This is a genomic window from Paenibacillus athensensis, assembly GCF_004514475.2.
GTDB classification, from domain to species: domain Bacteria; phylum Bacillota; class Bacilli; order Paenibacillales; family NBRC-103111; genus Paenibacillus_AL; species Paenibacillus_AL athensensis.
Genome location: NZ_MYFO02000026.1, coordinates 1 through 12,622 on the forward strand (window position 1 = coordinate 1; position 12,622 = coordinate 12,622).

The following is a 12,622-nucleotide window of genomic DNA, read 5'->3' on the forward strand; positions in this document are numbered from 1 at the left end:
GCTGATGGTATCAGCGAATGTGACGAACACGGGAACGGCGACGGTAGCAACATCAGTCAGTGCTAAATTAATGGGGCCGGACACAAGCGCAGGCTTAAACAGCGCCAATCGGGTGAACTGGAGCGGCGAGCTATGGGACGGGGGATTTGACCGGTTGGCGGACGGGCTGTACACGGTTCGGTTTACGACGGTTTGGAGCAACGGATACGTCCAAACGTATGATGTGCCGATCACGATTAAAAACAAGATGTACAGCTTTTTGGTGACGCAGCTAAGGGATTGAACCGTTGCACCTAATAAGACGGAGCATAATCAATATAGAAGTAGGACGGCAGAATTTAAGTCAAAATGTGTTCAATAAGTGGAGAGGATGTGATATATTGTCTCTTGTAAACTACCTTTTACAAAAAGGTGCGAGAATATTGGATGCTGAGGGAAATCTATTATGAAGTGGTTCAAGCTGAAGGAGGACGGCTCGGTATCGATCTTTTTGATCAGCATCGTAGCGGCCGTCTTTTTATTTAATGCGGTTTTGATCGATTTTGCACGCATTCAGACAGCGAAACGACAAACCGATATGGCTGTCGACGCAGCGGTACGCTCGGCGCTGGCCGCATTTGATAAAGAACTGCAAGGTAAATACGGCTTGTTTGGCGTCAGCAAGGAGCAAGTTGAGCCTTTATTTCGTGAAATCATCGAGCAGAACCTGACTCATCCGGCCGGCGACGGTTCGTTCTCTCTGATCGATCCTCAGTTGTCAGCCGATTCCGCGCACTTGGAGGCTACCGGCGACTTGGGCAATCACGTTGTGTTCGAGCAGCAGGTGCTCGAAGATATGAAATACAAAGCGCCTATCGAAATTACACTAGAGATGTTCGATAAATTCAAGCAATTGGCTGCAGTAATGAAAACCGCCTCGGCGGCCACGAAAGCATCCAAAGCGATGCGTAAAAGCTATGACAGCCGGGAAAAAAGTCTGGACAGCTTTTGGGAAAGCCGCAAAGCGTTGGATCAAGCGAATTTGGCTATTCCGTCTCTGATCGACAAAAACGGCGGCAGCTTCGATCTGACGGATAGCAACAGATTGTTTGGCCAAATTGCCGATGTCGAAACGATTGCCAGTCACTATGATATGGTCGAACGCTACTATCTGGATATTCAAAAGTGGGAGAAGCAGAAAGCCGAACTGGAGCAGCGGCAGCAAGCGGTACGAAATCAAATCCAGTCGATTCAGCAGCAAATCAGCCAAATGACGGCTAGTGCCGGAGAAGGTGAAGCTGTCGATACATCGGCGCAGGAGCGCCAGATTGACGCTTTATCGGATCAATTGGTCGAGATGAACAATGAGTGGATCAAGCTGGATACATCCATCCGGGATACGCTGGGACCGCTGAACGTGTATCTTTCTCAAGCGCACAGCGTGCTTCAACAGCTCGGACAAAAGCTGGACGCTGTGATCGGCCTTTATCCGAATACAGAGAAGCAGCTGGCCGACGCCAAGGAAGCCAATCAAAAGATGAAGGAAGCATTGGACAAAGCGAAGCAGGAAACCGGAGCCAGCAACTATGAGACGGTGAGCAACGCGCCAAATGCCGATGGAGCCGCCACGCCGCAGAACGGCGATCTCAGTCAGGAACAAGCCTCCTTGGAAAAGCTGATCAAGGATATGGAAAGCTTGATTTTGCCGGAAAGCTATTTCGAGCGAATGGAGCAGGACCTGCAAGCCGAAAAGTCGAAGCTGACAGCAGTCAAAAACAGCGTAGATCAATTGACGTCAGCCCTGCCGACGGCGTATCAAAGCTCGCGCCAGCCTCCAACGGTCGTCACTGTGAAGGGCTTGGCTCAGGACATTTACCTGAATCACAGCGCTGCAGGCGCACAAATTTACAAGAACAGCTTGCCGAAGAACTATCCGGAGGAAGCAAAGCGGCGTGAGGAGAAGGCGAAGTACGAGCAGAATAAGGAAAGCCAAGTTGTTAAGGATCAAGAAAGTCAAGCGGAACTTGGGATTAAAGACGTCTTTAACATTCTGGATGCGTTTAAAACGTTGAAAGAAGAAAATGACGACTATACCAATCTTAGTGAGTACTATCAGAAGTATATGAAGCAACAGGAGACAGATGCAGTCAAAGGGGAAGCCGGCAAAAATGAGGAGCCGAAGGAGCCGCAACCAGACTACGAGGATTCGAGCTCTGAAGCTATGTCGGCGATGGATTCGTTTTTTGAGCGATTAAGCGATTTCTTAATATCCATGCGTAATGAAATGTATGTTAACGAATACGCGTTTGAGCACTTCAATAGCTTTGATCCGGGCGCTTCTTCAAATTATTTCAAAGACAAGAAGCTTGATGCGAACGAGCTGGCCAAGGCGCTTGGAGCTGAGAACTCCGGTATTGAGTATTTAATTTATGGTTTGGATAAACCCGGAGCGAACGTCGGAGCGGCTTTGGGGGAATTGTTTTTGATTCGGGTGGCAATTCGGACATTGGAAGGGTTTATGAAGCCTCAAATTAAGGCGTTAGGGCATCCTTTATTGATACTAATTGCGGCCATTGCGTATGGTGTGAGTTTGGCTTTTGCTGATTTGATTGGATTTTTCTCGGGGAAAAAAATTCCATTAGTAGGAATTAAACCATTAAATTCAATTACTTTAGATTATAAAGACTACTTGCGATTATTTTTGTTAATTCACAGTGCAGAAGCTAAAAAATTAGCTAGAATGCAAGCGTTGATTCAACTTGATACTAACAAAGATTTAAGTCAATACTCAACGTACATGTTTGGAAAAGCACAGTTTTCAGTTCGTTTATGGTTTTTACCAGAAGTAATGAATTCCTTGAGTCGGACAATCTTTTCTGATCAAGAGGTAAAAGGTAACAGATATTATTATAGCAGTGGAAATAAAGATATGTCTTACTAGAATATGGGAGGGTTATTGATGAAACCATCGTTAGCAAAGGTGTTAACAATTTTAACGTTTGTATTAGCTTTAAGTGGTTGCGGAACAGGAAAGGGCGATACGAATTCAGATGCTTCACCGGCTCCAAGTCAAAGCACCTCAACGAGCGCAACTGCTACAACTGAGGTAAAGTCCTCCTCCAATGAAAAATCTTTAGGAAAGGTTGAAGTTGTTGGAGAAAAAACGAAAATTATCGATAAATTCGAGATTACATTAGATGGAGGAGATGTTCAGCAAACCTTGAATCAATCAGATGGAAAAAAGCAAAAACCGCTCAATGACGAGATCTTGGTAATGAAAGCGAAAATTAAATCCATAAAAAATACAGATGCTGATACTCTAAATGAACTTCATAATTTTACTATTTACAATGCTGGCGAAACTCAAATGGGCGAAAATTATATTGGTTTTGATACAGGTATGACAGGGCAAAATTTGGAAGGAAATCTAATGATGGAAAGATACCTTCAGAATGAAGTTCATGAAGGCTACATCTATCTGGATGTAGAGAAACGCGACGCCTATCGCATTAAATACGAAGATGTTTCCGGTGAATCCGGCTACTGGGACGTAAAAATCACCAATTAAAAAGAACCAAGGGGAGAATGCAGATGAAGTTCCGCACAAATGAAAACGGGAGTATAACACTGGAGGCGGCGCTGGTTCTCCCCTTATTTCTGGCATTTGTATTATGCCTGATGACGATCATCAAACTGACGATTGTTCAGATGTCCTTACAAAATGCGACGTCGGAAATGACCAAGCAAGTAGCGACCCTTCGGCATTGGGCCAAGCGATTCAGGAAACTTACAAGCTGGCGACAAGCTCAGAAGCGCGAATGGATAAAGCTAATGATTTGATCGACCAACAAGTAGACAAGATCATTACAGACCCTATTACGGATGGTTTAAAGCAAACGATGGAAGAAGAAGGGATCGATTCGTCGATCAGTGAGATGGTGGCGAATTTTGTCAAGGACAATTTGCTGAGCACGGCTTCGGATGAATTGAAGCAAACCGTTAAAGAGCAGACACTGGACCCGGTTCAGGATGCGAACGAGTCGTTGGATGCTTACACCCAGCGAGTGGAGGAGCAGGTAAAATCCCGCCTGACCCAAGCTTTTAATAATGCGATTCGGCCGTTTGTTTTGAATTTTATGGACGCTACATGGGTGGAAAAGGACCGATTGCAGGTTACAGAACTGACGCTGCCGAATTTTTCGGCGGACAATCCTAAGTTTGGGATTGAAGTTGAATACACCTACAAATTGATTGTTCCATTTATTTCTTATGATTTGAAATTGAAAACCAGATCTGTGGAACGCGTCTGGTCGGGTTCTTAACTTTGAAAATGATAGCCGTTGTGGCTATTTGTTTATATATGGGATCTGGTATTTTCGCCATCGGTATGGCTCTGTAGTCCTGGGATTTTTTGAGAAATTGCTTAGATAGTTGCATGAATCTGTTTAGCTGGAAAAAGAATGATAAGTTTTATGAATATTCTTCATGTGGGGAGAGAATCAATGATGAAAATGAAAAAAAAGTTTGTTCTGGCAGGGTTATTGGCAATGTGTTCACTTGGAAGTATTATTCCGGCATCTACACAAGCCGATGATAACCCAACGCCATTTGCTGACATGCGCGACCACTGGGCCAAACAAGCGGTAGCCAAAGCAATTCAGAAAAGATATGTTGATGGTTATGATGACGGTTCATTTCGCCCGGAGAATTACGTCACTGGGGCAGAGTTTGTGAAAATGGTCGTCACGGCTACAAAATTGCCAGTGAGTGGTGCTACAAGCGGAACCGATTGGTACGTCCCTTACGTTAAGGCAGCTGTTGAGAAGGGGTACCTGAGGGAAGATGCAATCAACACCGATATCTTTCTTAATAAGCCAATCAGTCGGTTGCAGATGGCCAAAATTGCCGTCACAGCCACTGACCCTACCCTACAACAAAAAGAAGTTAATATTAGCAACGAAGGTGTTATGTTCACGGCAACCAGCAAAGGGCTTGTCCAAGGGCTTGAACGTGGGGAATTGGCTCCGCAGGGTAACACAACGCGGGCTCAATCCGTGACGATCATTGAACGCATCCTTTCCGTAAACAATGGAGAAAAATTAGAGGTCGATAAATACGCGGTTTCGAGCGCGGAGTTGGCATTGAAACGAACAAATTTGTTTTCCATGATTCCAGTTTTTGCTGGGAAACAGGGACAAGGGTATGAGTGGTCACCGGAAAAGTTGGTATTGGAAACAGCTGATGGCAAATTTAAAGGACAAATCGATGAAGTTGTAGTGATCGATATGGCTGATCCAAACGATCCAAACCGAGGTCTACTTGGTAATATCAATGAATTGCACTGGTTTGCACCATATCATGAAGGTGAGATGCCGCTGATTAAGGATTATCCAGATAGCTATGTGATTCTGGTGAAAAGCCATGTGGATTATGTGAAGGATACGAATGCATATGCTGAAAACGGTAAGGTTGGTTTTGCGATCTATGGATTCAAAAGTCCCGATCCTGATGCTCTGGATAACGGGGTACTCAATACGCTAACATCAGTATTCAGAAATAAACGTGGGGATATGCAATGTATGATTCTGCCTAAATCGGGATTTTTAACACAAAGTGATATTTCTATAACATTGAATGCCCCTGCAAGACCACCCGTAATGGACTCAACACGCACAATAACCTCTATCTACGTTCCAAAGAAATAAAATTAATAACTGACCATGCACCGCGCGTAGTTGAGCGCGCGGTGCATACTTCAGACGAAAGGGGGAAGTAAAGTTTCATGGGCAGATTAAGGAAAAAAATTAGGCTGTTTAGTGTTATTATGCTTGTTGTAATGTTCTGCACATCACAAACTACATTGTATTGTCTAGATGCTCTAAGGGCTTTTGCATCAAGTCCAGAATCGATTACAACCCCTTTAAGTTTTACATATGCCGGAGCTAATTTAGCTTCGGATAATAAATACTATTCGTCCAGTAGTTACTTATCCGGTGGAAAAATCAACGTTACTGTTCCTGCGGGAAAAGTGATTACGAAAATTTTTCATGGATCTCAGGATATTACGCCCCCAGCTGCGGTAGGCAGGAACAGTTATGATAAACTTGTGAACGACATTAATGGTACTGCTCAGAATGTATTCTCGATAGGAAATGCTGAGGGTACAAAAGGATACTATGCATGGTACCGTTACAGTCCTGGTGGATCACAAGGCAGAAACTGGTATGCCGATGTACCTGATATCAACGGCAACATTGTAAAGATTAGCTGTGGGCCTGATAATTATGGTCCCGCAAAATATCATGCACCATCAAATTCACCTGATGAATATATTAGCGGTTATCCATTGCCATTACCTTCATTGCCAGGATGTTCAACAACTGACACTGAGTTTTCAAATCTTGGTGCACTTAGTTTAGGGGCTACAAAGGATAAAGCATTTAAACTTGGAGAAGTAGTGGTTCCAGACTCGGCTGTGACTAACGTTACTGCAACCAACAATGCACAAGTGAATGACAATTTGGCAATTTTGGGAATTCCAATTACTGGCCCTGATCAAAACCATTTAGGCTATCCTAGATCAAAAATTATTTCAGGCATAGACGTAAAACCCAATGCAAATGATGCCGGATTTTATCGGGTGTCTTTTCAACAGAGCTTCGCTACCTTTAATAGCAATTTTGAATCATCAAGGGACTTACCTGCTGCTGGGGCCAAGGTTATTGTTTACTATGCAGCGTTCATTGTCGATCTCAAAGGGACAACCTATCAGTACAATAATGAAGTGACCGTTCAGTATGATACCCCACCTAATGCACCAAATCTTGTAGTAGGGGATATTTCATCTCCGTCCTGCGTTGAGGTAAATGCAGCAACATCGATTTCCTACACCTTCTCAAACACCGGTGGAACGGATATCACAACACCCTTTCAAGCCAAAGTCGTGATCGACGGGGCCACGTTCAAAACCTTCAATTACGCCTCCGGCCTTGCAGCCGGTGCCAGTAAAACTGAAACGTTCTCAAAAACGTTTGCAGGGACTTCCAGTTACAATGTTGCAATAATCGTAGATACGGTCACCGGTGAAAGCAACGTGGCGGATAACAGTAAATCGATAACCGTAACTCCGCAGCTCAGCTGCGCGGCCGTTCCGGTTCCGGAAGTCGTAACCGGAGATTTTAGCATTGAAAAGCTAACGATGCCCTACGGCCAAAGCAACACGATGTATCCGGTCGGTGTTTCGGTCACCGGGTCGAAAAACGGCACAGCCTGTGCGATCAGTCAGTTTGGCTTTAGTTTTGAACAAAACGGGATTACGAAAAGTTATATCAGTACAACCTCAATCGCATCAGCGCAAAGCTTCTCTGGCCCGCCTTACCCCGGAGGGATGGGGGAGGGAAATGTAAACGTCACGATGAAGATTGTCACGAGCTGTGGCACGACAAAGGTTGTTGGACCGAAAAGCTTTACGGTCACGATTGCCCCTAATAACAACCCGCCGTATGGCAGCCCAGGCTGGTTTGCTTACGGCAACACCAGCAACTATCCTGCGATCAACGAGGTTGTGGTCGGCAATTATGTTGACCTGGGCGTCATTCATAACAAGCTGGCCGTTCCCGAGGAGCCATACGATCCCGAAGGAGACGGATTTTTCCCAACGTGGGATTTTGCAGGCAGCTCAGATCCGTGGATACAGAGTCTCGAAAGCCAATATGGCCTGTACGATCACGACGAGCGCTTTCATGGCCTCAAAGCAGATGTCCTGGGCGCTCACACCATCAAAATGAAATTGACCGATACCCGAGGCGCACAAAGCAGCTGGCGCACCGCTACGCTGAACGTCGTAAAGCCGAACCCGATCGCCGCCTGTCAGGCTCCCGCGGAGATCAAATCCAATCGGCCGGTAGGATCATCCATCAACGCAGATAAGAGCCGCAGCCCGATGGGACGCTCCATCGATCATTCGAAGGATGTATGGAATAACAAGCAAGCGACCTACGTGAATAATACTAGCAGCGATATCACGGTCACGGTCACGCTGAACAAGGTCGTTGATTCCACGGGGCTGGAGTCGGAGAATGTCAGCAGCTGCGATATCATCGTCCATCCGGATGCACCACCGGTGGCCAAGATCAGCGCGCCGGCGCTGGGGATCCGGGGCGAGAGCTACGACGTTTTGAATCAATCTTACAGCCCTGACGGCGACACGATCACGCAAACGCTTTGGTACGTCCGCTACGATTCTAACAATGACGGATCGTTTAGCGATGCGACCGAACCTTGGACGGCCGTGACGGGCAACATGAGCAAATACGTATTCAGCCCGGCCAAGGTAGGCAAATACAAATTTAAGCTTCGCGTGGTAGAGGATTACGGCGCAGCTGCAGAAGCAGAATCGGGTGTTATGGATGTAATCAACCAAGCGCCGGAAGTCAGCTTCGAACTCGCGGGCAATAGCCCCAATCCGGATCCGACACCGCCTACAGTTTTCAAAGCGTCCGATATCCTCAAGTTCTGGACCTTGTTGGCCACCAACAGTAATACCGCTCTAAGCAAGACGCCGACATACAACTGGCAAAACGAGAACGAAGCGCTATTGGCTGGGTTAGGGAAAGGTAAAGAGCGCAGTAATATGGGCGTGAACTCCGTCTGGACGCCCTACGGGTTTGGCGGGGCAACGGCATACAGTACGCCGCTGAACGATAACGGGTTTGGGAAAAACGGTGTCTCGATCTATAAGGCCATGTCCGCTGCTGATCCTTCCATGTCCCAGCCCTTGCTGATACCCGGTATAGACGGACAACCGGCCGGTGTTGTGCCGGGTGACACGCCCATTGAAACTGACCGAATGCACCTTTATTATCAGCTCAAAGATATGTCTACCGGCACAGATCTTGGCAATAAATTTTATGCTTTGAATAAAAGTAAAATAGGTAGGTACAAGCTGGACATCGTTTGGGATACAGGTCATACGATAGGCAACTACAAGCACGTGTGGCTCGACGGTAATCCCTACGATTATGTCCTCAGCTACCAAAATATCCCAACCAACGTACTGGCCGATAAAACCGTCCCCTATTACAGCGGATCGTATCAAACCAAAACGGTCAGCGTAAAAGAGGAACTAAGCAAAGGATCTGTAAAGTTCGTATTTGCGGATAAAACAATTTACCTGCTTTTTACGAAAAATACACCGAGCAAGCAGGTTTACGATTCGTCGAAAAGTAAAGTAACGACCTACTGGAACTATCTTTCTATGGCTTGCTCCTTTAAAGCACAGGATGCGTCACTGATTGCCTGCTTCGATGTACCCGGTGCGACCGGCGTAAGCACGACGACGATCAAGGATACGATTTCCAAAAACGATCACTTGTTGTTCTTTCTGGACTCTGACGGTTACTATTCGACAAATGGTTATTTTGGCAATATGTACACGGAGGTTGACCCATACGGGAATATCACAAACTCCGGCAGCATTAACACTGCTGGAAATAATCCTTGGGTTTCGGTGACTTACGAAGCCAAAAAGTCTTCATCGGGCGCTCCGGTGAGCTACAGTCCGGCGCAATATCTCACCACATCCTGCCGATTCAATCAGGTTGCGCCCGCGGGGCCGCCATACAAAGATAGTTTTGGGAATACGTATTTTTACGAAGAGAAAGTTTGCCAAGCTCCTGACGGGGGTACGATGAAAGGCTACACCGAATACAACATGCGGGCATACCCTGAGCTTGCCCTGGGAATTTACGTGGCCAAATACGATCAAAACTTTAACCTTGTCTGGAGAGCCAGGACAGGGGGGAATACGTTAAGCATAACAGCAGCCTACACGTTTGATTGGAACGAAAACATCAACACGATGATCATCAACTCCCTCAATCAAACGATTGTTAGCAAAACCATGTACGCCACACAGGGCACAATGGGTGATATACGCACGACTGTCAACAATCTGATCGATATGCGGACCGGAGCCGTATCGAGCTGGACAGGCCCAGTAGTGACCGGGATGGATACCAACATGCATGTAGATGGAGCTGGAAATTACGCTGCAGGCCGATGCGCCTCCAATATCTACAACCAATGCACGAGCCTGAGCAACGGTTCCGGCAAGGTGATAGCCGGCAATGTAGGGATATACACCAACATGACGGAAACGACTAACCAAAAAAGTTACCAGGAATACGTTGGAGATGGCCTCCTGCTTAGCGGGTGGATGTACTATAGCCACGGCACCGGGTACAGCAATTATCCCACTGGACCCACGGTATATTGGTTAGACAAAGGACCGGTGGCAGATGCCTTGCCGGTGACGCCCCGTTATCAGTTCGGGCAGTTTGTGTCACAGACGGTAGCCGGTGACGCCGAGCTTGCCTTTAATTTCAAGACCGATCAAGTGCAGCTCGACGGGCAAACCTTCGGCTACTCTTTCCGGATGCTTGACGGCAAAAATCGGTACGCCTTGGAGTTTGACGGTAATTACGCGTATCTGTGTAAATACATCAATGGTGCTCGTTCTGTGTTGTCCTTGTCACCCTATTACATCATTGATGGCAAGAGCTACGCCGTCAAAATACGCACGGTGGGCAACGTCATTAATGTATGGCTGAACAAGGTCAATTATTTTTCGGATATGACGGATGCGAGCTTCCCGGTCAGCGGCCACTTCGGAGCGTTCTCGGACAAGCCGTTCGTGACGTTCAGCGCGATGAACATGAAACCGTACCAGGAAGACGATCTTTGGGGCGCGGATTATGCAATCCTCGACGATCAGACCGGCAAATCCGAGCTGTCCTACGACAATATCGTGTTCACGGATCCGGAGCACGACCCGATGTCAGGTTCATATAGTTGGACTTACGTGCATACCCCGATGTTCATTGATAACGGTGGTTTGTCACCGCTAAGCGGCAAGAGCTTTGCTACTGGCCAGCCAAACTTTGACAGAGTCGGCAAATGGGATATCACGCTGCGGGCGAAGGACGATCCGTTTCCATTGTCTGCATTCAAATACCCGGACATGACGTTTGATGCTTATCGGAAAAGCTCCAACGCGTTCAAGAAAAGCATCATCGTTCACCGACGGCCGGTAGCTCAATTCAATTTGACGCTTAATACGGATGGCACCGTAAGCTGGACAGATACGAGCTATGACCCCGATCGGTACAACGCTACAACCGGACATATTGAATCAGGGTATGCGGTAAGCCGTGGGATTGTGGAGCGCAAATATTATTACATCTCTCCAGACGGCACGATCTCCAACACTAAGCTGCTCAAAGTCAGTGATTCGGGTACTTACACGATCGGCCTGCAGGTAAAAGATGAGTTTGGGGCATGGTCATGGCCGGAAACGACCAGTCTGGACGTAGGCGTACGTCCCAACAATCCGCCGATTGCAACGCTGACTTACCCTGAAGGGAGCAAGGACACACCAACCTTTTTTCCGGTGGGAACGAATCCGATGATCAGTTGGTCGCAAACGGATTTGGACCCAGATACAACCTATACCGCCTATGAGGTTTATATCGGACAGGTCGCCACGTACTCGGGAAGAGAGTATGAAACCGATGATAAGAGCTCTGGAATCAAGACGTTTGTTACGAAGGAAGAAGTCAATAGCTATTTGGCAACCAATGTGTATGGAAATGCCGATCTTAAATTCCGCATTAAGGTACGCGTTAAGGACGAAACAACATGGTCGCAATGGTCTAACGAAGCATGGTTTGGCAGCCGCAGACCCCCTAGCGTTGTACTGACCTTCCCTTCGGGAACTTATGAGAATCCGACGACGGTTACGACGTTACGGCCAACTATTAGCTGGAATCAGAACGACGAAACAGGAAGAATTGCTTATCAGCAGGTTCGTGTATGGAATGAATATGGTGCTCTGGTCGGCAGCGCTGATATTAGCGTACCGGCAGCCAATCGAACGCAAGCATCGGATAGTTGGACCATGAACGTGGATGTACCACGTGCGTCAAAGCTTAAGGTTCAGGTGCGAGTGATGAATGAAAACTCGGTTTGGTCGGATTGGTCAAATGTAGGGTGGATGAACACGAATAGTCCGCCAAGCGCTACAATGGTGAATCCGTCGGGGACTCAGGCAACGCCGACGATTTTCAGTACGACAAAGCCGATCTTGACATGGACGCAAACGGATCCCGACCCAGACACCGTATTCAGCAATTTTCAGATTCAGGTAATGAATGCAGACAATTCTGCAGTCGTGATGGATTCAGGAATATTGGCGCAAAATACAACCAGTTCTACCGCTTCCTGGACAGTTCCAGCCGACCTGCCGGCAGGGCAGAAGCTGCAGGTGTGGGTGAGAGTGTTTGACGGTTATGTCTGGTCCAGCTATTCGCCAAAAACGTGGATGTACATCAACCGGGCGCCGACGGGTACCATCGCGATCCAGCCGTCGACAGTGTATCAGAATGACGATGTGACGGTAACGATCGTGCCGACAGACCCGGACGGCGATGTGGTCAATATTCAGGTGGAAAGAAGCATGAACGGAGGAACGTATCAAACGATTTACACGGTTTCCGCCATCCCGTCCGGAACGACCAAGGCATTTATGATGCTGGATGTGCCGCAGAGCAGCTATACATTGAGATTGACGGTGACAGATCCGATG

The 12,622-nt window shown here is 47.1% G+C and carries 6 protein-coding genes and 1 pseudogene; all 7 read left to right on the forward strand.

The annotated features are described in order from the left end of the window. Nucleotides 1-283 (forward strand): annotated as a pseudogene (locus tag B5M42_RS24910) (PKD domain-containing protein); the annotation flags it as partial. A 162-nt stretch (nucleotides 284-445) separates the two neighbouring features. Continuing rightward, nucleotides 446-2,920 (forward strand): hypothetical protein, encoded by a 2,475-nt coding sequence (locus B5M42_RS24915; RefSeq protein ID WP_230633180.1) that lies wholly within the window; start codon nucleotides 446-448, stop codon nucleotides 2,918-2,920. Nucleotides 2,921-2,938: 18 nt separating this feature from the next. Then, entirely contained in the window at nucleotides 2,939-3,547 is a 609-nt protein-coding gene (locus tag B5M42_RS24920) for a hypothetical protein (RefSeq protein ID WP_134757838.1), read from the forward strand. Nucleotides 3,548-3,570: 23 nt separating this feature from the next. Beyond that, nucleotides 3,571-3,819 carry a TadE/TadG family type IV pilus assembly protein gene (locus B5M42_RS25820; protein WP_407946148.1) on the forward strand — a complete coding sequence of 83 codons (249 nt, stop codon included), beginning with the start codon at nucleotides 3,571-3,573 and terminating at the stop codon, nucleotides 3,817-3,819. Beyond that, nucleotides 3,798-4,301 carry a hypothetical protein gene (locus B5M42_RS24925; RefSeq protein WP_407946149.1) on the forward strand — a complete coding sequence of 168 codons (504 nt, stop codon included), beginning with the start codon at nucleotides 3,798-3,800 and terminating at the stop codon, nucleotides 4,299-4,301. The genes B5M42_RS25820 and B5M42_RS24925 overlap by 22 nt, the downstream gene beginning before the upstream one ends. A gap of 180 nt (nucleotides 4,302-4,481) precedes the next feature. Further along, nucleotides 4,482-5,684, forward strand: coding sequence for an S-layer homology domain-containing protein (locus B5M42_RS24930; RefSeq protein ID WP_167690371.1), 1,203 nt, complete (start codon nucleotides 4,482-4,484; stop codon nucleotides 5,682-5,684). A 77-nt stretch (nucleotides 5,685-5,761) separates the two neighbouring features. Next, nucleotides 5,762-12,622 (forward strand): CARDB domain-containing protein (locus B5M42_RS24935; RefSeq protein WP_230633182.1); only part of this gene is annotated, 6,861 nt, incomplete at its 3' end.

Coding starts and splice junctions, on each gene's coding strand:
- B5M42_RS24920 (WP_134757838.1), top strand. CDS start 2,939: ATGAAACCATCGTTAGCAAAGGTGTTAACAATTTTAACGTTTGTATTA.
- B5M42_RS24925 (WP_407946149.1), top strand. CDS start 3,798: ATGGATAAAGCTAATGATTTGATCGACCAACAAGTAGACAAGATCATT.
- B5M42_RS24930 (WP_167690371.1), top strand. CDS start 4,482: ATGATGAAAATGAAAAAAAAGTTTGTTCTGGCAGGGTTATTGGCAATG.
- B5M42_RS24915 (WP_230633180.1), top strand. CDS start 446: ATGAAGTGGTTCAAGCTGAAGGAGGACGGCTCGGTATCGATCTTTTTG.
- B5M42_RS25820 (WP_407946148.1), top strand. CDS start 3,571: ATGAAGTTCCGCACAAATGAAAACGGGAGTATAACACTGGAGGCGGCG.